The sequence below is a fragment of the Chryseobacterium sp. FH1 genome, assembly GCF_000735135.1.
Lineage (GTDB): Bacteria > Bacteroidota > Bacteroidia > Flavobacteriales > Weeksellaceae > Epilithonimonas.
Genome location: NZ_JPLZ01000006.1, coordinates 1,234,201 through 1,256,211, shown reverse-complemented (window position 1 = coordinate 1,256,211; position 22,011 = coordinate 1,234,201). Strand labels below are relative to the sequence as shown.

The 22,011-nt window shown below is 38.0% G+C and carries 25 protein-coding genes; 19 read left to right on the top strand and 6 right to left on the bottom strand.

The genetic code is table 11. The features are described 5' to 3' along the window. Nucleotides 1-18 precede the first annotated feature (18 nt). Entirely contained in the window at nucleotides 19-771 is a 753-nt protein-coding gene (locus IO90_RS12625; protein ID WP_034967078.1) for a polysaccharide deacetylase, read from the top strand. Nucleotides 772-849: 78 nt separating this feature from the next. Here the strand turns inward: IO90_RS12625 and IO90_RS12620 are convergent, their stop codons facing one another. After that, nucleotides 850-2,055, bottom strand: a complete 1,206-nt coding sequence (locus IO90_RS12620; RefSeq protein ID WP_034967074.1) for a metallophosphoesterase — start codon at nucleotides 2,053-2,055, stop codon at nucleotides 850-852. 76 nt (nucleotides 2,056-2,131) lie between these two features. Beyond that, nucleotides 2,132-3,211 (bottom strand): 3-oxoacyl-ACP synthase III family protein, encoded by a 1,080-nt coding sequence (locus IO90_RS12615; protein ID WP_034967071.1) that lies wholly within the window; start codon nucleotides 3,209-3,211, stop codon nucleotides 2,132-2,134. 178 nt (nucleotides 3,212-3,389) lie between these two features. On the opposite strand from IO90_RS12615, the gene IO90_RS12610 reads away from it, so the two are divergent. Further along, nucleotides 3,390-3,986, top strand: a complete 597-nt coding sequence (locus tag IO90_RS12610) for an IMPACT family protein (RefSeq protein ID WP_051878641.1) — start codon at nucleotides 3,390-3,392, stop codon at nucleotides 3,984-3,986. A 1-nt stretch (nucleotide 3,987) separates the two neighbouring features. On the opposite strand, the gene IO90_RS12605 is transcribed toward IO90_RS12610, so the two are convergent. The 3 genes from IO90_RS12605 to IO90_RS12595 all read right to left on the bottom strand — a co-directional run bounded on the left by IO90_RS12605 (nucleotide 3,988) and on the right by IO90_RS12595 (nucleotide 5,483). After that, nucleotides 3,988-4,419: a type II toxin-antitoxin system VapC family toxin gene (locus tag IO90_RS12605; protein ID WP_034967065.1), complete on the bottom strand. Its 432-nt coding sequence runs from the start codon at nucleotides 4,417-4,419 to the stop codon at nucleotides 3,988-3,990. Further along, a complete protein-coding gene (locus IO90_RS12600; protein WP_034967061.1) occupies nucleotides 4,409-4,663 on the bottom strand; it encodes a DUF6364 family protein in 255 nt (84 codons plus the stop codon). The genes IO90_RS12605 and IO90_RS12600 overlap by 11 nt, the downstream gene beginning before the upstream one ends. A gap of 133 nt (nucleotides 4,664-4,796) precedes the next feature. After that, nucleotides 4,797-5,483, bottom strand: coding sequence for a zinc metallopeptidase (locus IO90_RS12595; RefSeq protein WP_034967059.1), 687 nt, complete (start codon nucleotides 5,481-5,483; stop codon nucleotides 4,797-4,799). 124 nt (nucleotides 5,484-5,607) lie between these two features. On the opposite strand from IO90_RS12595, the gene IO90_RS12590 reads away from it, so the two are divergent. The 17 genes from IO90_RS12590 (at nucleotide 5,608) to IO90_RS12510 (ending at nucleotide 21,601) form a co-directional block, all read left to right on the top strand. After that, the gene (locus tag IO90_RS12590; protein ID WP_034967057.1) at nucleotides 5,608-6,738 is read left to right on the top strand and encodes a GNAT family N-acetyltransferase; all 1,131 of its coding nucleotides are present in this window, start codon (nucleotides 5,608-5,610) and stop codon (nucleotides 6,736-6,738) included. Between the two features lie 92 nt (nucleotides 6,739-6,830). Beyond that, nucleotides 6,831-7,016 (top strand): hypothetical protein, encoded by a 186-nt coding sequence (locus IO90_RS12585; protein WP_034967054.1) that lies wholly within the window; start codon nucleotides 6,831-6,833, stop codon nucleotides 7,014-7,016. Nucleotides 7,017-7,136: 120 nt separating this feature from the next. Next, nucleotides 7,137-7,508: an NADH-quinone oxidoreductase subunit A gene (locus IO90_RS12580; protein WP_034967052.1), complete on the top strand. Its 372-nt coding sequence runs from the start codon at nucleotides 7,137-7,139 to the stop codon at nucleotides 7,506-7,508. 68 nt (nucleotides 7,509-7,576) lie between these two features. Beyond that, nucleotides 7,577-8,137: an NADH-quinone oxidoreductase subunit B gene (locus IO90_RS12575; RefSeq protein WP_034967049.1), complete on the top strand. Its 561-nt coding sequence runs from the start codon at nucleotides 7,577-7,579 to the stop codon at nucleotides 8,135-8,137. 5 nt (nucleotides 8,138-8,142) lie between these two features. Further along, nucleotides 8,143-8,637, top strand: a complete 495-nt coding sequence (locus IO90_RS12570) for an NADH-quinone oxidoreductase subunit C (RefSeq protein ID WP_034967046.1) — start codon at nucleotides 8,143-8,145, stop codon at nucleotides 8,635-8,637. A 62-nt stretch (nucleotides 8,638-8,699) separates the two neighbouring features. Continuing rightward, on the top strand, nucleotides 8,700-9,923 hold the full coding sequence (locus IO90_RS12565; RefSeq protein WP_034967044.1) for an NADH-quinone oxidoreductase subunit D: 1,224 nt from the start codon (nucleotides 8,700-8,702) through the stop codon (nucleotides 9,921-9,923). A gap of 120 nt (nucleotides 9,924-10,043) precedes the next feature. Then, on the top strand, nucleotides 10,044-10,553 hold the full coding sequence (gene nuoE, locus IO90_RS12560; RefSeq protein ID WP_034967041.1) for a complex I 24 kDa subunit family protein: 510 nt from the start codon (nucleotides 10,044-10,046) through the stop codon (nucleotides 10,551-10,553). 79 nt (nucleotides 10,554-10,632) lie between these two features. Then, nucleotides 10,633-11,985, top strand: a complete 1,353-nt coding sequence (gene nuoF, locus IO90_RS12555; RefSeq protein WP_034967039.1) for an NADH-quinone oxidoreductase subunit NuoF — start codon at nucleotides 10,633-10,635, stop codon at nucleotides 11,983-11,985. Between the two features lie 99 nt (nucleotides 11,986-12,084). Beyond that, nucleotides 12,085-12,957 carry a hypothetical protein gene (locus IO90_RS12550; RefSeq protein WP_051878636.1) on the top strand — a complete coding sequence of 291 codons (873 nt, stop codon included), beginning with the start codon at nucleotides 12,085-12,087 and terminating at the stop codon, nucleotides 12,955-12,957. 96 nt (nucleotides 12,958-13,053) lie between these two features. Further along, a complete protein-coding gene (locus IO90_RS12545) occupies nucleotides 13,054-14,082 on the top strand; it encodes a 2Fe-2S iron-sulfur cluster-binding protein (RefSeq protein WP_034967037.1) in 1,029 nt (342 codons plus the stop codon). A 41-nt stretch (nucleotides 14,083-14,123) separates the two neighbouring features. Beyond that, on the top strand, nucleotides 14,124-15,188 hold the full coding sequence (gene nuoH / locus IO90_RS12540; protein WP_034967034.1) for an NADH-quinone oxidoreductase subunit NuoH: 1,065 nt from the start codon (nucleotides 14,124-14,126) through the stop codon (nucleotides 15,186-15,188). Nucleotides 15,189-15,322: 134 nt separating this feature from the next. Beyond that, on the top strand, nucleotides 15,323-15,880 hold the full coding sequence (locus IO90_RS12535; protein WP_034967031.1) for a NuoI/complex I 23 kDa subunit family protein: 558 nt from the start codon (nucleotides 15,323-15,325) through the stop codon (nucleotides 15,878-15,880). Next, nucleotides 15,880-16,377, top strand: coding sequence for an NADH-quinone oxidoreductase subunit J (locus tag IO90_RS12530; RefSeq protein WP_034967029.1), 498 nt, complete (start codon nucleotides 15,880-15,882; stop codon nucleotides 16,375-16,377). Before IO90_RS12535 ends, IO90_RS12530 begins: the two co-directional genes overlap by 1 nt. A gap of 4 nt (nucleotides 16,378-16,381) precedes the next feature. Further along, complete coding sequence (nuoK, locus tag IO90_RS12525) at nucleotides 16,382-16,714, top strand: NADH-quinone oxidoreductase subunit NuoK (protein WP_034969087.1); 333 nt, start codon at nucleotides 16,382-16,384, stop codon at nucleotides 16,712-16,714. Nucleotides 16,715-16,722: 8 nt separating this feature from the next. Further along, a complete protein-coding gene (gene nuoL / locus IO90_RS12520; protein WP_034967028.1) occupies nucleotides 16,723-18,636 on the top strand; it encodes an NADH-quinone oxidoreductase subunit L in 1,914 nt (637 codons plus the stop codon). A 7-nt stretch (nucleotides 18,637-18,643) separates the two neighbouring features. Continuing rightward, the gene (locus IO90_RS12515; protein WP_034967025.1) at nucleotides 18,644-20,137 is read left to right on the top strand and encodes a NuoM family protein; all 1,494 of its coding nucleotides are present in this window, start codon (nucleotides 18,644-18,646) and stop codon (nucleotides 20,135-20,137) included. A gap of 81 nt (nucleotides 20,138-20,218) precedes the next feature. Next, entirely contained in the window at nucleotides 20,219-21,601 is a 1,383-nt protein-coding gene (locus IO90_RS12510; RefSeq protein ID WP_034967023.1) for an NADH-quinone oxidoreductase subunit N, read from the top strand. Between the two features lie 123 nt (nucleotides 21,602-21,724). On the opposite strand, the gene IO90_RS12505 is transcribed toward IO90_RS12510, so the two are convergent. Beyond that, nucleotides 21,725-22,009: an addiction module antidote protein gene (locus IO90_RS12505; RefSeq protein WP_034967020.1), complete on the bottom strand. Its 285-nt coding sequence runs from the start codon at nucleotides 22,007-22,009 to the stop codon at nucleotides 21,725-21,727. Between the last annotated feature and the right edge of the window lie 2 nt (nucleotides 22,010-22,011).

Below are 22,011 nucleotides of genomic sequence, written 5' to 3'. Positions count from 1 at the left end.
ATCTAAAATTAACTTTAAGTGATTTTATTAACATTCAACATATCGATTCCAGAAAATAATGACAAAATCAAAAATAATTATTCTGATAATGAATTGATATTGTCTATTGAAAAAAATACTAAAATCATCTTGCTACTTTTGGAATTGCACGGATTTTTAGCAACGTTTTTCGTGGAAGTTTCCATTGCAAATCGCGTACATAAATTGCTAAAAACCATCTCACTTTCTGGTCACGAAATTGCGCTTTACAATGTCAATTCTGACATGGAAACGATTGTAAAAACAAAGCAAAATCTTGAAGAAACTTTAGAGAAACCAATCCGTGGAATGAGACAAAAATCGCATCGTCTCCCCTACTCCGACATCAAGAAAATGGAGTTCATCTACGTCTCCAATATCGAAGAATCCACCATCAATTTCCTGTGGCGAAAACTGACTGAAAAGACAGAAATCTATACTGAAAACGAGTTGACGATTGTACCCGAAAGTCAGTCGCCCTATTCACAACTTCCGTTCAATGATTACGTTCTTCAAATGACGCCGATGAAGTACTATGAGAATATGCTTTTGGAAAGTCTGAAACGAGAAGAATACGTGATGATCTACGCCAACGCCTGGCAGATTTATGAGAAAGAAAACCTCCCATTCTATTTGCCTTTTTATAAAAAGATGAATCTTGGTAGACGTTTTGAAGATCGATTAGAAAACCTATTTCAGTTTATTGATGAGCAGGAAATCGCGGTTTCGAGAATGAAAGATTACCTGTTTTAAAAAGTACTAACAACTCGATTTAACAACAAAAAAACCAATAGTTTGCACTATTGGTTTTCATTTTTAGATATCTTACTCTTAACTCAATTCGAAAACGGTAATCTCAGGAAAAACGCCTACTCTTCCAGGATAGCCAATCACTCCGAAACCACGATTGACATAGAGATATTTGTCTTCTACCTGATACAAATCTGCCCATTTTTTATACTTGAATTTTACAGGTGACCAACGGTAATTCTTAAGGTCGATACCAAACTGCATTCCGTGCGTGTGGCCAGAAAGCGTAAGTTGGATGTTTTTTGGATGTTTTTGAACTACGGCATCAAAGTGTGAAGGATCGTGTGACATCAGGATTTTAACGGCATCTGCAGGCACATCTCGACTAGCTTTGTCCAAGTCGCCGAATTGTGGAAACGGTGCAATTCCCCAGTTTTCTACGCCAAGGATATAAAGCTTTTCTCCATTTTTCTCAATGATCCGATTTTCATTCCTTAGCATTTCGAAGCCTGCTTTCTTTTGATATTCAATTAATTGTGGAATGTTTAGCGCTTTTTCTTCTTTGGTTTTCCAATCGCCGTAATCACCGTAATCGTGATTTCCTAAGACAGAAAATTTCCCATCACGGCTTTTTATTTGTGAAAACAAATCGATAAATGGGACAAACTCGTCGGCATAATTATTTACCATATCGCCTGTAAAAAGCACCAAATCAGCATTTTGCTCATTAATCAAATCAATAGCGTGTTGTAATTTCTTTGGATTTTGGAAACTCCCGCTGTGAACGTCGGAAATCTGAACAATCTTGTAACCTTTGAAACTTGCTGGTAGATTTTTTAATTTTAATCTGACAATTCTCGCTCTGTGACGGTATTTCCCAAAGATAATCCCATCTACCACGATCCCAGATAACAATGCCGCCGAACCCAACCCAACCAAGCTCACAAATTTGCGTCTTGATGGATAGTTGTGGTTTTCTGTAGCTACGTAATTATAACCGAAATTAAGCAATCTAAAAACATCTTCAACCAAAAGGAAAATGGCAACCAAGATCTTTGGCAACACAAAAATCAAAACAGTTGAAAACACGATTTGAAATCTGAGATATTCGTGGGAAGCTCGGTTAAAAGTCACTACGGAATAGATTAGAAATCCGTAGATCAGAACCGTTGGAATCCAATAGACAAATTTCGCATTTTGATTGGAGTACAAAGTTTTAAAAGCCTGATAGACATAAACTTCCAAAACCAAAAACACCACTAAGAGAATTAAAATATTTTTCTGCATACTTTCATAAAAAAAAACAAAAGGAACAAATCATTCATTCCTTTTGTGTTATTGACGTTTAAAATCTTGTTTTACTTTAAATTTTCCCTTCTGGGAATTTGTAGATCACACAGTTGATATTCATTCCTGCGCCAACAGACGTGAAAAGAATGTGGGAACCTGGCGTAAACTCCTGACCTTCCATTTTCCCTTTTCTGATCAAATCAAACAAAGTCGGAACCGTTGCAACAGAAGAATTTCCAAATTCCTGAATCGTCATCGGAGAAATCGCGTGGTCGTAATCTTTTTGACCATACAATTTGAAAAGTCTGTCGATCATCGCATAATCCATTTTTGCATTGGCTTGGTGGATCAATATCTTGCTGATGTCGGAAATATCTAGCCCAGCCTTTTCAATCGTTGCTTTGATGGCATCCGGAACATTTTTCAAGGCATATTCGTAAATCTTACGGCCTTTCATTTGGATGTATTGTCTTGCTTCTTTGGATTCAAGGTTCAAACTTGGTCCATTAGCAAGATAATTCAATTCTTCGCCATTATCGCAAAGCGTGCTGTCAGCCAAAACCCCAACTGTTGAATCTTCTGTTGCTTTTACTACGACAGCTCCTGCGCCATCTGCAAAAATCATTTTATTTCTGTCAAATTCATCGGTTACACGGCTTAGCGTTTCGCCACCAACAACCAAAATGGTCGTCGCTTTTTTGGATTTGATCAATGTGTCTGCAAGAATCAATGATTCTACCCAACCTGGACAGCCGAAGATCATATCATAATTGACGCAAGATCTGTTTTTGATATCCAATTTATTTTTCAATCTCGCTGATAGAGAAGGCATAAAATTAGGAATCCCATCCACATCCACTTCACCAAAATTGGTCGCATAGATAATGTAATCTATCTCTTCTTTGTCAATGCCAGCATCCTCAATAGCCTCCAAAGACGCTCTAAGCCCAAGATCTGAGTTGAAATCTTCCGGACTCAAATATCTTCTTCTTTCTATCTCTGTAATATCCACAAACTTCTGAATAATCTCGTCTGTCGGCTTCTCAATCAGTTGATTATTATCATCATAGAAAACAGAATCCTTGAAATGGGAACCCTCTATTACGTTTTCCGGAATGTAACATCCGGATCCAATGATTAATGTATTAGGCATTGATTTGAATAAAATTTAGTATGCAAAATTACATAAAATTTAATAGTTGGAATTTTTATTTTGTGATTTTTTAAGACTCTTATAATTAATCGATTGTTAATCTGAATTATAAGCAAATATACTTGCTTTCTGACTGACAAATTTTAATTTTTTTAACGGAAATTTCTATTTTTGGAGAATGTTTGAATTCCAAACCATCAACAAGAAAATTGAAGAAATTCTTCTAAAAGAAAAAGGAAGCAAGTTCATCGGTTTCGCATATCCCGTCAATTCTGAATCTGAAATCAAGGATTCTTTAAACGAGTTAAAATCAATCCATCCAAAAGCCACGCATCATTGCTATGCTTATCGATTAGGAATCAATGGAGAAAATTATCGCGCGAATGATGACGGAGAACCTTCCGGAAGTGCAGGTTTACCGATTTACAATCAGCTTCTAGCCCATCAAATCACAAATGTCCTAGTGGTTGTCATCAGATATTATGGCGGAACCAAATTGGGCGTTGGCGGATTGGTTAAAGCTTACAAGGAATCTGCAAAATATACTTTGGAGCAAGCAGAAATCATCACCAAAGAACTTGAATCTAAAATCGAACTAAAGTTTAAATTCTCCCAACAAAATCTGATTTTCACTTTACTAAATAAATATGATGGAAAGATTCTTTCCTTCGAGGCAGAAGATATTTGCACCATCATCGCAAACATCAAAACCTCAAAAAAAGAAAGCATCTCCGAAGAATTGTCCGAGATGCTTTTGGAATTTAATTTTATATGATTTAATTGCCATTCTTTTCTATCATTTTCAGAAAATTCAAAGGAGTCATGACAGCAATAGAAGAATTCCTATAATCTTTGACGTTCCTTGTTATAATTGCGTCTAAACCTGTAATGGTCAATGCGGAAGAATATTGTACAGAATCTTCAAAATCAGAAAAATCATTTTTCAAAGCTTGTAATATTTCTGCTTTAGAAGTTCCTATTACCTCGGTCATTTCTACCAAGGTTTCAACAATTTCCAATGTTTTCTTGTGTCCTAAAAATTTTCTTACTATGTAGTAAATATTATTGATACTCAAAGCAGAAAGATAAAGTTCCACACTTCCTTGTTCGCTGAGTTCAAAAATTTCACTGGCAGGATTTGCATGAGGTTCTCTATCCGTGAAAAAGTCTATCACCACATCAGAATCTATAAAAAGCTTATACGCCATACTTCTTTGAAAGTTCTTCGGTTAAAATTTGTTTGTAGTCAAAAGCATCGTCCGTTTTGATAATTCCTCTTAGTTTTCTAACCTTTGGCGAAAGTTGTTTTTCTTTCATCTTTTTTCGGTTGACAGTTACGAATTTAAAATAATTCTCAACCATCTCAGATAAGCTTTGTCCTTTTTCCTTTGCATATTCCTTTGCAATTTCTATTACTTCTTTTTCAATTGTCAAGGTTAGTTTGGTATTCATTTCAATTCATTTTAACAAAAATACGTGTTTTGTTTAGACTATGCAACACGTGTGTTTTTTTTCTAATTTAAAATAAAAAAGCATCTCAGAAGAATTGTCAGAGATGCTTTTGGAATTTAATTTTATATAACTTTTACCTTCGACTGCCCATTAGTAGCGACGCAAAATACATCAGCTGAGCGAGAGAACCTAAAGCCGCAACGACATAAGTTCTTGCTGCCCATTTCAAGGAATCTTCTGCGCCCGTATATTCTTCGCGAGAAACAGTTCCTGTGCTCTCTAACCATTTCAAAGCGCGATTGCTCGCGTCATATTCAACTGGCAATGTGATAAATGCGAATAATGTTGTAATTGCAAATAACACAACGCCAACCGCAAGAATCGTTTTGCTTCCACTCATCGCCATTACAACAATCCCACCCATCAATACAAATTGAAGAAGGTTGGAACTGATGTTGACAATAGGGACCATTTTGGATCTCAATTGCAACATTGAATAGCCAACCGCATGTTGAACCGCGTGTCCACACTCGTGAGCTGCAACCGCCGCCGCCGCCGCATTTCTTTGCATGTAAACCGCTTCTGACAGATTGACAGTCTTAGTCTCAGGATTGTAATGATCGGTCAATTGTCCTGGAACAGATACAACCTGAACGTCATTAATCCCATTATCTCTCAACATTTTTTCTGCAATCTCTTTCCCAGAAAGCCCATTTCTAAGATGAACTTTGGAGTAATGTTCGAATTTGGATTTCAATCTGGAAGAGACAATCCAGCTGAACAACATCGAAATCCCAATAATTAAATAGTAACCACTCATTTTATTATGAAAATATATTTGAATTTTAAATTGAATAAATCACATCTTTTGCTGTAAAAATGATGCCAAAGATTTGCTTTTTTTGCCTTAAAAACTATCTTTGTCTTATCTATAAAACAAGAATATGGGAAATATCGATATAAAACAAGTTACGACGGAAAAAGAATTGATGGACTTTATCAAATTCCCGATGAATCTGTACCAAGACAACCCAAATTACGTTCCGCCTCTCATTAATGAAGAAAAAAACATCTGGAATCCGAAAGAAAATCCAGCACTCAACTATTCGGAAGCGAAACAATTTTTAGCTTTAGAAAATGATAAGATCGTTGGTAGAATTGCTGTTTTGATTAATAGAAAAGAAGAGAAAGAACTTGGCATCAAAAAGGTGAGATTTGGCTGGTTGGATTTTGTTGATGATGCAGAAGTTTCCAAAGCTTTGATTGATATCGCCATCAATTATGCTAAGGAAAATCAAATCGATAAAATCGAAGGTCCGATGGGATTTACGAACTTGGACAAGGCTGGAATGTTGACTTTCGGGTTTGATAAATTGGCAACGATGATTGGACTTTACAACAACGATTATTACCCAAAACATCTGGAGAATCTTGGTTTGGTAAAAGAAAAAGAATGGGTAGAATTTGAATTGCAATTCCCGGAAATTTTGCCTGAAAAGGTGGAGAAATTCAGTTCATTGATTGCTCAGAAATATAAGCTGAGGACTTTAAAATTCAAACATAAAAAAGAGATTTTGCCTTACGTAGAGTCGATGTTCAAATTGTTGGATGAGACTTACAAGCACCTTTCCACTTACACTCCCATTTCTGACGAGCAAATCAAGACTTACAAAGAGAAATATTTCGGCTTTATAGACAAAGATTATATCACCTGCGTGGCTGACGAGAACAATCAGTTGGTGGCGTTTGCGATTACGATGCCTTCTTATTCCAAGGCTTTGCAGAAATCAAACGGAAAACTTTTCCCATTCGGCTGGTGGCACTTTTTACAGGCTGGAAAGAAGAATGAGCGCGCGAATTTCTATTTGATTGGAATCCATCCAGAATATCAAAGAAGAGGCGTGACGTCAATGATTTTTAAAGCGATTCAAATGAACCTCAAAAACAAAGGCATCAAATATCTCGAGACCAATCCAGAATTGGAGGAAAACAAGAGCGTACAGGTTCTTTGGCAAGATTATCATCCGGTGCATCACAAAAGCAGACGAACTTATTCACTACAACTAAATAAATGATAAGTGATAGTTGATAAATGATTTATCAAACAATCGTTTAACAAAATACAAATCCTGAATCATATTTTTAAATCTTTAAAATCAAAACTGAATTGAAAAAGCAATTATACGTTTACGCTGGTCTCATCATTTTGTTTGTCGCTTACAACTTCTACAAACCTGTGAAAGATGAAAGAATGGACGCCATCATCAACATATTGTTTGCCAGCGTGTTGTTTCTTTACATCGCTTATATTGCTTATCTTGTACTGAAGCGGATTGGAAAGAAAGACAAATAAGCCCTTATTTATAACTGTTCTAAATTTACTAAAACAGACTTTTCTCTTGTCCAGCTAAGGCCGATAATTTAATATATTAAATCTTTATTTAGTATTTTTGCACTGTTTAATTTATATCTTATGAATTTACCCGAAAATTATATTCCGATACTTATCCAGGCTGGAGTCGGTCTTGGATTCGTACTTATTTCTTTGTTGGGAGCTCATTATTTGGGTCCTAAACAGAAGAAAGGGAATTCTGTAAAAAACCAAGCTTGGGAATGTGGTATTCCTAGTGAAGGTAACGCTAGAACACCATTCTCCATCAAATATTTCCTGACTGCAGTTTTGTTCGTATTGTTCGATATCGAGATTGTATTCTTCTACCCGTACGCAGTCAACTTTAGAGAGTTTGGAATGGAAGGCTTTGTTGCCGTACTTACGTTTGTTGCTATTTTCTTTGTTGCTTTTTTCTACGTTTGGAAAAGAGGCGCATTAGATTGGGACAAATAAATTAAATTAATTACGTTTTGGATTTAAAATTGAATCAATTAAAATCTAAAATTTAAAATCTAGAAAAAATGTCAGATAATAAACCAGTAATAAAAACAGATGCGCCCGCTCCTCCAGGATTTGAAGGAGAAGGATTTTTCGCAACCAACTTGAGCAGTGTGATTGGGATGGCAAGAAAGTTTTCACTTTGGCCTCTACCTTTCGCGACGTCTTGTTGTGGAATCGAATTTATGGCGACATTGAATCCAACATTTGATGCGTCAAGATTTGGGATGGAAAGAAACTCTTTCTCTCCAAGACAGGCAGATATGTTGATGGTTTGCGGAACGATTGCTAAGAAATTAGGTCCCGTTTTGAAAGAAGTTTACACCCAAATGGCTGAGCCAAAATGGGTGGTTGCTGTTGGTGCTTGTGCTTCCAGCGGTGGTATTTTTGATACTTATTCGGTTCTTCAAGGGATTGACAAAATCATTCCTGTTGACGTTTATGTCCCAGGATGTCCGCCAAGACCGGAACAAATCATCGAAGGTGTAATGCAGGTGCAGGCTTTGGCAGAAAGCGAAAGCATCAGAAGAAGAGATATGCCGGAATATCAGCATTTATTGGATTCTTACAATATTAGTAACTAAGGAAGATGACGAACGAATTTGTATTAGAAGCTATCACGAGAGAATTTCCTGAGTCTGTGATTTCAAGTTCAGAACCTTACGGAATGCTGACGGTTGAAATCAAGAAAGACGATATCAAAAAGGTGATTCATTATTTGAAAGATTCAACTTTAGAAATTAATTTTTTGACGGACGTTTGTGGGATTCATTATCCTGAAACACCTGAAAAGGAAATCGGCGTTATTTATCATTTGCATAATATGATGACCAATTTCAGAATTCGTATGAAAGTTTTTATGACGAGAGAAAACGTTGAAGTTGATTCTTTGACAGAATTATATGCCGGCGCCAACTGGATGGAAAGAGAAACTTTTGATTTCTACGGAATCAAATTCAAAGGTCACCCAGATTTGAGACCAATCCTTAATATGGAAGACCTTGGTTATCATCCAATGCTGAAAGAATATCGCTTGGAAGATGGAACCAGAACAGACAAGAACGATAGTATGTTCGGAAGATAGTATAGCATATGGCTAATGGCACTTAGCCAATAGCCAGAAGCAAATAGCTAAAAGCAAATATTATGAAAGATAACTCATTATCTAATATACTTAACCAATACGACAGCAAGGAACAAATCGACGGGCAACTATACACCCTGAATCTTGGACCTACGCACCCTGCAACTCACGGAATTTTCCAGAACGTTCTTACGATGGACGGAGAAAGGATTCTTCACGCTGAGCAAACTGTAGGTTATATCCACAGAGCATTTGAAAAAATCTCTGAGAGAAGAAACTTTGCACAAATCACGACGCTTACTGATAGAATGAACTACTGTTCTGCACCCATCAACAATTTGGGTTGGCATATGACAGTTGAGAAATTACTTGGAATCAAAGTTCCAAAACGTGTCGATTATATGCGTGTGATTTTGATGGAGTTGGCGAGAATTGGTGACCATTTGATATGCAACGGTGTAACAGGAATGGATGCCGGCGCAATCACAGGATTGACTTATATGTTCATCGAAAGAGAACGTATTTATGATATGTACGAGCAGATTTGCGGTGCAAGGATGACGACCAATATGGGAAGAATTGGCGGTTTCGAAAGAGACTTCACACCAAAGTTCCACGAGTTGTTGAAAGACTTCCTGAAAACTTTCCCAGCAAGATTCGCAGAATTTGGACAATTGTTAGAAAGAAACCGAATCTTTATGGACAGAACCATCGGCGCAGGCGCAATCTCAGCAGAGAGAGCTTTGAGCTACGGTTTCACAGGTCCGAACCTACGTGCGACCGGCGTTGATTATGACGTGAGAGTTGCTCAGCCTTATTCTTCTTACGAGGACTTCGATTTCATCATTCCGGTTGGAACTGCGGGCGATACTTACGACCGTTTTATGGTTCGTCAGCAGGAGATTTGGGAATCTTTGAAAATCATCAACCAAGCTTACGACAACCTTCCAGAAGGACCATTCCACGCGGATGTTCCGGATTTCTATCTTCCCGAAAAGGCAGATGTTTACAACAAAATGGAAGCCTTGATTTACCATTTCAAAATCGTAATGGGAGAAACAGATGTTCCTAAAGGCGAAGTTTACCACGCTGTAGAAGGTGGAAACGGAGAATTAGGATTCTATCTTGTGAGCGATGGCGGAAGAACGCCTTACAGACTTCACTTCAGAAGACCTTGTTTCATTTATTATCAAGCCTATCCGGAAATGATTACGGGCGCAGTAATATCTGATGCGATTGTAACGATGTGTAGTATGAATATCATTGCGGGAGAATTAGACGCATAACAAAGACAACAAGAAAAAAGATGAAAGAGTAAAGACTTTCATATCAAAATAAAAATTGAATTTAGAATATAGAATTACGAGTCTTGACTCTTTGTTCTTGATTCTTTAATCTTAAATAAGATGAGCGAAACAATTGCTTTTAAACCTGAAAGCTTAGCGCAGGTTCATAAAATTATAGCGAGATATCCGGAAGGCAGACAAAAATCTGCGTTGATTCCTGTCTTGCACATTGCACAGAAAGAATTTGATGGTTGGCTGGCTGTTCCAGTGATGGATTATGTTGCAGAATTATTGAGCATCACGCCGATTGAAGTATATGAAGTTGCTACTTTCTATACTATGTTCAATATGAAGCCGGTGGGGAAATATGTTTTGGAAGTCTGCAGAACCGGACCTTGCATGCTGAATGGAAGTGATAACATTCTCGACCACATCAGAACAAAATTGAATATCAAAGACGGCGAAACCACAGCAGACGGACTTTTCACTTTGAAACCTGGAGAATGTCTTGGCGCTTGCGGATATGCACCGATGATGCAGTTGGGAAAATTCTACCACGAGCATTTGACCATCGAAAAAGTTGACGAAATCATTGACCTTTGCAGACAAGGCGCAATCGATTTAGGTTAAGAATAAATTTTAAATTAATTAAAAAAGGCGTACAGCAAATAGCCAAAAGCTAAAAGCCATTCGCTAAAAGCATATAACAATGAGTAAAAAACTTTTACTTAAAAACGCACATATAGAAGGCATTCGCTACTACGAAACTTACCGCAAACACGGTGGTTACGAGTCGGCAGAAAAAGCCTTTAAAATGAAACCTGAGGAAATCCTGGAGGAAGTGAAAATCTCCGGACTTCGTGGTCGTGGTGGCGCTGGTTTCCCAACAGGACTTAAATGGAGTTTCCTTGCAAAACCAGAAGGCGTTCCAAGACACTTGGTCGTAAATGCCGATGAGTCTGAACCGGGAACTTTCAAAGACCGATATTTGATGGAGTTTCTTCCTCATTTACTAATTGAAGGAATGTTGATTTCATCTTTTGTTTTAGGTTCCAATGTTTCATACATCTACATCAGAGGAGAATATTCTTGGATTCCGGATATTTTGGAAGAGGCAATCGAAGAAGCGAAAGCAGCAGGTTTTCTTGGGAAGAATATCTTGGGAAGTGGTTTCGATTGCGAAATTTATGTTCAGAGAGGTGGCGGTGCCTACATCTGTGGCGAAGAAACTGCTTTGCTAGAATCTCTTGAAGGCAAAAGAGGAAACCCAAGACTAAAACCACCTTTCCCAGCGGTAAAAGGACTTTGGGAAAGACCAACGGTTGTAAATAACGTAGAATCTATCGCCGCTGTTGTTCCTATTATCGAAATTTCTGGCGCTGAATATGCTAAAATCGGTGTTGGAAAATCAACTGGAACCAAATTGATTTCAGCTTGTGGAAACATCAACAAACCAGGCGTTTACGAAATTGATATGACCATTACGGTTGAGGAATTTATTTATTCTGATGAATATTGTGGTGGCATCCCGAACGGTAAAAAGCTGAAAGCTTGTATTCCTGGTGGAAGTTCTGTTCCAATCGTTCCTGCAAACTTATTACTGAAAACCATCAATGGTGAACCAAGATATATGAATTATGAATCCCTTGCTGATGGTGGTTTTGCTACCGGAACAATGATGGGTTCAGGTGGATTTATAGTTTTGGATGAAGACCAATGTGTGGTAAATCATACAATGACATTAGCAAGATTCTACAACCACGAGAGTTGTGGACAATGTACACCTTGTCGTGAAGGAACGGGCTGGATGTACAAAATCTTGAAAAAAATAGAAAAAGGGGAAGGCAAAATGGAAGACATCGATTTGCTTTGGGATATCCAGAGAAAAATTGAAGGTAATACCATTTGTCCTTTGGGAGATGCTGCTGCCTGGCCGGTTGCTGCTGCTATCAGACACTTCAGAGATGAGTTTGAATGGCACGTGAACAACCCAGAGTTGAGCCAAACCCAAAATTATGGAATTGCAAATTATGCAGACCCGATTCCAGCAGTATCCAAATAAAAAAACACAAAGAACAAACTTTCAAAAAATAGATTTTTTATAGTGCAAAGCACGAGAGAAGCGTTCATAAAAAATGGATATCGGTATCCAAATAGAATAATGAAGAAGATATTAAATGCATTTTTTGTAACTATCATAGGATTAAATCTTGTAGTAGGACAGAAAATAAAAAAAGATTCTTTGATTGAAAGTGGTTCTGTTGACTTGCTTCCAATTAATAAATCAACATTCACTAAAGGAACAATGTTCGGCTTTTGGGGATGGAACAGAGCGGGATTCAGTGATTCTGATATTCGATTCAAGGGGAATGGCTATGATTTTACGCTTCAAAATGTAAAAGCACACGACAGACCTTCGGAATTGACTTGGGATTACATCAATCCAGGACAGATTTCCAAGCCTCAGTTCAATTTCAGATTTGGATATTTTTTCAAAGATGATTTGGCTTTGGTCGTTGGAACAGATCATATGAAATATGTGATGGATCAAGATCAAACGGCAAAGTTCAATGGAAACATCTCAGACCCGACTTATGCAGCAATGGTTCAGAATGGCCAAGTAGATTTAAGTAGCGCTGAGTTTCTTACCTTTGAGCACACGGACGGACTAAACTACGTGAACGCAGGAATTGAGAAATATAAAAATATATTATCAAGAAAGAACTTTGATATCCATTGGGCTTACGGAGCTGGCGCAGGTGTTCTTTTTCCAAAAAGCAATGTGAAACTTTTTGGAAATGAAAGAAGTGACAGATTTCACGTGGCTGGATTTGGATTGGACGCAAGAGCCAACATCAATCTTGTTTTCTGGAATCATTGGATGGCAAGAGTAGAAGGAAAATTTGGTTACATCAATATGCCGGATATCAAAACTACGCTTAACAATAAACCTGATAAAGCGAGTCAGGACTTCGTATTCTACCAAGTTAATTTTGGAATCGGATACGTTTTTAATAGAAAATTAAAGAACTAAAATATACATCAAGTTATATTTTAAATATAAATAGAATTGACAAAAGATCTAGGACAAAGATTTAATCTAAAATCCGAAAATCTAAAACCTTGAAATATGAGCGAAGAAGTCAAAAAATTTAAAGTTACCATAGACGGACAAACGACTGAAGTTTTGCCTGGCACTTCTATTTTGGAAGCTGCAAGACAAATCGGAGGAAAATCTGTGCCGCCAGCTATGTGTTATTATAGCAAACTGGAAACCAGCGGAGGCCGATGCAGAACGTGTTTGGTAGAAGTTTCCAAAGGTTCCGAAGCAGACCCGAGACCAATGCCTAAATTGGTTGCAAGCTGTAGGACTGGCGTGATGGACGGAATGGAAGTGAAAAACCTCAGTTCTGAAAAAGCACAGGAAGGTAGAAAGGCGGTGACCGAATTCCTTTTGGTCAATCACCCTTTGGATTGCCCGGTTTGTGATCAGGCGGGAGAATGTCATCTTCAGGATCTTGGCTACGAGCACGGAAATCTCGAAACCAGAACTGAGTTCGAAAGAAATACCTATGATGCAGACGACATCGGTCCAAACATCAAATTGAATATGAACCGTTGCATCCTTTGCGCAAGATGCGTATTGGCAGCGAATCAGTTGACGGAGAAAAGAGAGCACGGAATCCTTTACAGAGGAGACCACGCAGAGATCTCTACAATGTTGAACAAAGCTTTGGATAACGATTTCATCGGAAACGTGATCGATGTTTGTCCAGTTGGGGCATTGACAGACAGAACGGCAAGATTCACCAGCAGAGTTTGGTTCACAAAACCTTACAACGCAACTTGTTCTTGTACAAAATGTAGCGGAAAAGCGGTCGTTTGGATGAAGGGTGATGAAGTGGTGAGAGTAACGGCTAGAAAAGACCAATACGGCGAAGTTGAAGAATGGATCTGTGACGAGTGTCGTTTCCACAAAAAAGACACTGCACTTTGGAACATCGAAGGACCAAGACACATCGACAGACATTCTGTGATCTCTCTAAATCATTATGAGAAAAAAACAGACAGCTACAATGTTTTAGAAAATTTTGAAGCCAAAGAAATTGGTGTTTCAGACGAAAAAGAAATTGAAAAATTAGATAATGAGACGATTTGATTTTGAGAACATCTCAAAAATCAAAACTCAAATAAATTGATATGGAATTACTGACTTTTAAAATCATATTGGTACTTGCTCTATTCCTTCTTGCGCTTACAATCGCAGCCTACTCTACTTGGGCAGAAAGAAAAGTGGCCGCTATTATGCAGGACAGGATCGGACCAAACAGATCGGGACCTTTCGGATTGTTGCAACCGTTGGCAGATGGTGGTAAATTTTTCTTCAAAGAGGATTTTACGCCACAACACGCGGAGAAATTCCTTTTTATATTAGGACCTTCTTTGGTCATGTTCATTTCATTGATCACTGGCGCAGTGATTCCTTGGGGAAAAACATTAAACATTGGCGGAAATTCTTTTGATCTGCAAGTTGCAAATATCGACGTTGGCGTGTTGTTCATCATCGGAATGGCTTCCATCGGTGTTTACGGAATCATGATCGGAGGTTGGGCTTCGAATAATAAATATTCATTGCTTGGCGCCATCAGAGCTTCTTCTCAAATGATCTCTTACGAGTTGGCAATGGGATTGTCTTTGTTGTCAATCATTATGATGACAGGAAGTCTTGACCTTAAAATGATCTCTGAAGTACAGGCAACTGGGAAAATCTGGGGATTCATTCCTGCTATTTCTGGGATCAACTGGAATATTCTTTATCAACCTTTGGCTTTCTTAATATTCTTTGTTGCAGCTTTGGCAGAGACCAACCGTCACCCGTTCGATCTACCAGAATGTGAATCCGAATTGGTTACAGGATATTCTACCGAATATTCATCAATGAAATTAGGATTGTATATGTTTGGGGAATATGTGAATATGTTCATTTCTAATGCATTCATCGTAGTTCTTTTCTTCGGAGGCTACAACTATCCTGGAATCGATTGGGTAACTCAGAATTGGGGAGAAAATGCGGCTGGAATCTTAAGCATCGTAGCATTCTTAACAAAGACAGTAGTTGGAATCTTGATCTTTATGTGGATCAGATGGACACTTCCGAGATTTAGATATGACCAATTGATGCACCTTGGATGGAAAACTTTGATTCCATTGGCTTTGGTAAATCTAATTGTAACAGGTGCTGTGATTTTAGCATTTGGAAATTAATAGGTGGGAAGTCAGAAGTCGGGAGACTGATGTTAAAATATAGAAAATTTGAAAATGAGCTGATGTGAAAAGCGACGAAGGAATTAACTTCCATTCAATAAGCTTCCATCTTCTAACATTTAATATAAAAAATAATGAAACTTACTAACAGATCAAAAGTTGTTTCGAACAAAGAAATGACCTTGGCCGAAAAGATCTACTTGCCTGCGATTATCAAAGGGATGGGGATTACTTTTAAACACGCTGTGAGAACCGTTGTAAAAGGTGCTCCAAATGTTTATTCTTATCCTGAGGTTCAAAAACCGCGCGCTCAAGTTTGGCGTGGGCTACACGTTTTGAAACGTGATGAGGAAGGTAGAGAAAGATGTACAGCTTGTGGACTTTGTGCCGTGGCTTGCCCTGCAGAAGCCATTACAATGACAGCCGGCGAAAGAAAAAAAGAAGAGAAAGATCTGTACCGCGAGGAAAAATATGCAGAGATCTACGAAATCAATATGTTGAGATGCATCTTCTGCGGTATGTGTGAAGAGGCTTGTCCTAAATCTGCGATCTACTTAACAGACAGGTTGGTTGATGTTGAAATGAACAGAAATTCTTTCATCTACGGAAAAGATAAATTGGTAGAGAAAATTAATGCAAGGATTGACATCACGCCGAGACAATCTGAGAAACAAAAAAATGCAGTAAAATAATGGATCAGTTTTTATTTTTTTTCGTAGCATTTTTAGCGATTGCAAGCGCAGTTTACTTCGTTTTTGCAAAAAATCCGATGTATGCGATCCTTTCTTTGATCGTGACGATGTTCTCCATTGCGGGAATGTACATTCTTCTTAACGCGCAATTCTTAGGTATAGTTCAAATCATTGTTTACACAGGAGCAATTATGGTTTTGTTCCTTTATATATTAATGATGTTAAATCTGAATGCAGAAGACGAAAGCAAAAAGCAGAACCTTCCGAAGTTCATCGGGATTTTCTCAGTTTGTATTTTGTTTGTTGGGATGTTGGGAGCTTACAAAGGCCTTAGCGGAAGAACAGTAGCAGAAGGCAACATCGATTATTCTGTAGGATTGACAAAAAATCTTGGAAGATTATTGTTTAACGAATATGTATTGCCATTCGAATTGGCTTCTATCCTGATTTTAGCAGGGATTGTAGGTGCTGTTCTAATTGGTAAAAAAGATTTATAAGATTATGGGAGGAGACGTAAATACATTTATACAGCAAGTACCTTTGGAATATTTCATTATTCTGTGTACGCTTCTGTTTTGTCTTGGAGTTTTAGGAGTTTTGATTCGTAAAAATGCCATCGTGATATTAGGATGTGTAGAATTGATGCTTAATTCCGTGAATCTTTTATTGGCAGCATTTTCTGCTTACAATGGTGATGGCAACGGTCAGCTTTTGGTATTTTTCATAATGGTAGTTGCCGCAGCAGAAGTAGCTGTAGGATTAGCCATTATCGCAATGATGTACAGAAATACCAAATCTGTGGACGTAAGTATTTTTAATAAATTAAGAGGATAATAAAAGGAATGGAAAATTTAGTTTACGCGATCGTACTTTTACCTTTAATTGGATTTCTCATCAACGGACTTTTCGGGAAAAACCTTCCGAAGATGATTGTTGGAGGATTGGCAACATTGGTAGTTTTCGCTTCGTTTGTTATCACAGCAAGTATATTTTTCGGATTCAAGAGTGACAGCGCGCCTGTTATTGTGAAAGCATTCGAATGGTTCACAATTGGTGGGATCCAGGTTAATTTCGGATTCCAAGTCGATCAATTGTCATTAATGATGGTAATGATCATCACAGGAATCGGTTCATTGATTCACCTCTACTCTATTGGCTACATGAGCCACGACAAAGGATTTTATAAGTTTTTCACTTATCTGAATCTCTTCATTTTCTCGATGTTGCTTTTGGTTTTAGGTAGCAATTATCTGATCTTATTTATCGGTTGGGAAGGTGTTGGACTTTGTTCTTACTTATTGATCGGATTCTGGTACACAAACGAGGAATATGGAAAAGCAGCAAGAAAAGCTTTCATTATGAACCGTATCGGTGACCTTGGATTGTTGATCGGAATCTTTGCCATTGCAGCAAATGTGAACGCAATCGATTATGTTTCGGTAGCTCAAAATGCTTCAAGTTTTGAATTGGACGGAACAGTAATCATCTTTATCACGGCGAGTTTATTTATCGGGGCGACAGGAAAATCCGCTCAGGTTCCTTTGTACACTTGGTTGCCAGACGCAATGGCAGGACCAACGCCAGTTTCTGCACTGATCCACGCCGCAACAATGGTAACGGCTGGTATTTATTTGGTAGTAAGAAGTAATTTCCTCTTCACTTTAGCTCCAACTGTTCAAGACGGGATTTTATTCATCGGATTCTTGACTGCCGCTTTAGCCGGTTTCTATGCACTTCGTCAAAACGACATCAAAAAAGTATTGGCATATTCTACAGTTTCACAACTTGGATTTATGTTCATCGCTTTAGGATTAGGCGCATATACGACAGCAATGTTCCACGTGATGACACATGCTTTCTTCAAAGCTTTGATGTTCTTAGGAGCTGGTTCCGTAATCCACGCAATGAGCAACGAGCAGGACATGCGTTTTATGGGCGGATTAAAAAAGTACGTTCCGATTACGCACATCACTTTCTTGATAGGAACTTTGGCCATCTCAGGATTCCCATTATTGTCAGGGATGATTTCAAAAGACGAAATCTTGGTGGCAGCTTACGCTAAAAATCCAATTTATTGGGTGATGTTATTCATCTTGGCGGCCGTCACTGCAACTTATATGTTCAGATTGTATTACTTGACTTTCCACGGCGAGTTCAGAGGTACAGAAGATCAGAAACACCATTTGCACGAGAGTCCTGCAAATATGACTTTACCATTGATTGTTTTGGCTGTCCTTTCAGTAGTTGGAGGTTTTATTAATCTTCCTCACTTCATCGGTCACGGAAATTATGCTAAATTAATGGAATGGCTGAAGCCTGTCTTGACACAGGAAAGCTTCAACCAAATGGAAAATACACTTTCCGGAGTTGATTTCAATACAGAGATGATTCTTTTGGGAGCAACGATCATCATGTTCTTCACCGTTTGGTTCTTTGTTAAAAACACTTACGTGAAAAAACAAAAAAGAGCGCTTCCAGAAAATCAATACACAGGTTGGGAAAAATTATCGGCGAGAAAATTATTCGTGGATGAGATCTACAACGCCTGCATCGTAAGACCTTTCGAGGAAGCTGGTAAAGCAGCAGCGATGTTTGACAAAGCAGTTCTGGATCCTATCGTGAATTTCATAGGACTTGGCGCGGCAGATTCTGGAAGAGCGGCAAAACGCCTTCAGAACGGAAATGTAGAAAACTATGTGCTGATTATGTCGTTGGCTGTAGGTATCGTATTAATTGTTAACTTTTTATTGAAATAAATAGATAATGTCTTATTTACTATTAACATTATTACTGTTACCTCTTGTAGGTTCGGGTTTACTCTTTTTCTGGAAAAATGCTTCCAGTAAATATATCGCATTGGCCTTTGCCCTTGCACAGATGTTTTTAGCATTTTATATGTTGGGAAGTTTCGATTTCAATCCAACTGTTGATGCACCATTACAATACGAGATCACTTATCCTTGGTCAAGCTACATCAAAAGTAGTTTGAATTTCGGGATCGATGGAATGAGTATGCTGATGGTTTTATTGACGAACATCTTGGTTCCATTGATCGTTTTGTCTTCTTACAATGAATCGAAAGGCTATCCAAATTCTTTCTATGCATTGATATTATTGATGCAATTCGGATTGTTGGGTGTTTTCACTTCTTTGGACGGATTGTTATTCTACATCTTCTGGGAAGTAACTTTGATCCCAATTTGGTTGATTGCCGGAATCTGGGGACAAGAGGACAAGAGAATCAAATTCACGACAAAATTCTTTGTGTACACCTTCGTAGGATCTTTGTTTATGTTGATCGGATTGATCTACGTTTACAACAATGCGGCATCTTTTGCTTTGACAGATCTTTACAATGCTTCTCTTAATATCAACGAACAAACAGTAATTTTCTGGTTCATCTTCTTTGCTTTTGCAGTGAAGTTGCCAGTCTTTCCTTTCCACACTTGGCAACCTGACACGTACACCTACTCTCCTACTCAAGGATCGATGTTGCTATCAGGAATTATGCTGAAGATGGCGGTTTATGGTGTCTTAAGATATCTATTACCCATCACACCATTAGCAATCGGCGGAATTTCCGGCGAGATCGTGATCATACTTTCAGTAATCGGAATTATCTACGGTGCTTTAATCGCAATGATCTCTACAGACAGCAAACGATTGATCGCTTTCTCTTCTCTTTCTCACGTTGGATTGATTGTCGCAGGTATTTTTGCCTCAGCAGTCGTAACAATGAGAACAGGATTGACTTTCGAAGGTGGACAAGGCGCGATGATCCAGAGTTTTGCTCACGGGATCAACGTTGTAGGATTGTTCTACTGTGCAGATATTCTTTATAAAAGATTCAAAACGAGAGACATCAGAAAAATGGGAGGTTTGGCAAAAGTCGCTCCTAAGTTTGCCATCTTGTTTATGATCATCTTACTTGGTGCAACCGGAGTTCCATTGACAAATGGTTTCATCGGAGAATTTATCTTGTTGAAATCAGTATATACCTACAATCATTTGATGGCAGTTTTAGCTGGATTGACGATCATTCTTTGCGCCGCATATATGTTGAGATTCTACGGAAAAGCAATGTTCGGAAAAGGTGACGATTCAGTTTTGGCTACTACGAAAGATGTAAGCAATGTAGAGTTCACAGTTTTGGCAAGTTTATCAGTTTTTGTAATTGTTTTGGGGGTTTATCCTCAACCAGTGATAGAAATGGTAACGAGCTCTGTGAGTTTCATTTATTCATCAATGATCAATTAATTTAAAAATTAAAAATTAGCAGACAAAGAATTGAGAAATTAAAAATCTCATCTCTCATATCTCGCTTCTCAAATCTATATTATGGGTGTTTTAATAGTTTTATTCCTTACGGCAATTCTTGTATTATTCTCGGGTGTTTTCGAGAAAGGAAAATACGCAAGATACATCGGGATCGCAGGATTGATCGTTGGTTTATATGTCAGTTTCCTTCCAGAATGTGAATTTTTTGCGCAGTACAGATCGATGTATGAATACGGAGACAATGCTCAATTGTTCACAAAAATTTCTATTGTAGCAACTTCACTTTTGTTTTTTTTAGGAGGATTTGCATTCAGCAATCACAGAAGCCATCAGTCAGAGTTGTACGCTTTGATGTTGTTCGCACTTTGCGGAGGCGTTGTATTATTCGGATTCCAAAACTTGGTTACATTATTCTTAGGAATAGAGATTCTATCCATTCCATTGTACGTAATGGCTGGCGCTAACAAAACTGATCTACGTTCTACAGAAGCTTCGATGAAATATTTCCTGATGGGCGCATTTGCAACAGGTTTCTTGTTGTTCGGAGTTGCTTTGGTTTATGGAAGCGCAGGAAGTTTTGATCTTTACACAATCCACGATTTCGCCATCAACAATCCAAAGAATCTGATGTTGATAATGGGAGCAATCTTGATGTTGTGTGCATTGGCATTCAAAGTTTCATTGGCACCGTTCCATATGTGGAGCCCCGATGTTTACCAAGGTTCACCTTCACTGATTACCGCTTTTATGGCATCAGTGGTGAAAATTGCTGGATTCTTTGCACTATTCAAATTAATGACCATAGCATTCAACGGAATTGCTGGAGATTGGATCAACATTCTTGGCGTTTTCATCATCCTTACTTTGCTTTTGGCAAACGTAATGGGATTGGTACAGACCAACGCAAAGAGAATGCTCGCCTACTCTTCCGTTTCGCACGCAGGTTACATCGCTCTAATATTCTTCGGGATCAACAATTTCTCAACATATATTTTAGGATACTATCTATTTGCTTATTCATTAGCAACAGTAGGTGTTTTCATCAGTTTGATCTGGGTGGAGAAAATCAAAAAAGAAACTTCATTCACAGCCTTCAACGGATTGGGGAAAAAAGAGCCAGTTTTAGCAGTCGTTTCTACAGTTTCTATGTTATCAATGGCAGGGATTCCACTGACAGCAGGTTTCATCGGAAAATTAGGGATTTTCAACCAAGCGATTGGCGGACATTATGAGTTCTTGGTTTTGATTGCCGTTTTAGGTTCTGCGTTGAGTATCGCTTATTATTTAAGATTGATTATCGCAATGTTCTTCTACAAAGAAGACAACTTCAACACGACAGAAAAAGCGAGCATCACTTACAACATCGTTTCTGTAGTCATTATTTTGGCGTTGGTCTCGATGGGAATTGTACCAGATTTGTTCGCAAAAATATTCGGATTGTAAAAAATTCAAATAATATAAATTATAAACCTGATTCACATAGAGTCAGGTTTTTTTATTCTCAAAAAAAATTAATTTAAATACACCAACTAAAAATTGTTAACATTTGCAGATCACATTCCTATTCTAAGCATTTATCGGATCTATTCTAATTTGTCCACCAACAGCCTTTAAAACTTTCATTATTGTAGAAAATTGAGGTTTGGCTCCATCGGATAATGCTTTGTACAAACTGGGTCTGCTCATTCCGGTTTCCTCAGCTATCTTTGTCATACCGATAGCTTTAGCAATGTGTCCAATTGCGGTCACAATTTCGGTATCATTTCCTTCTTCTAAAATTGCATTCAAATATTCGGCAATCATTTCGTTGCTGTCCAAATAATCTGCTATATCAAATTTTGATGTTTCCATTT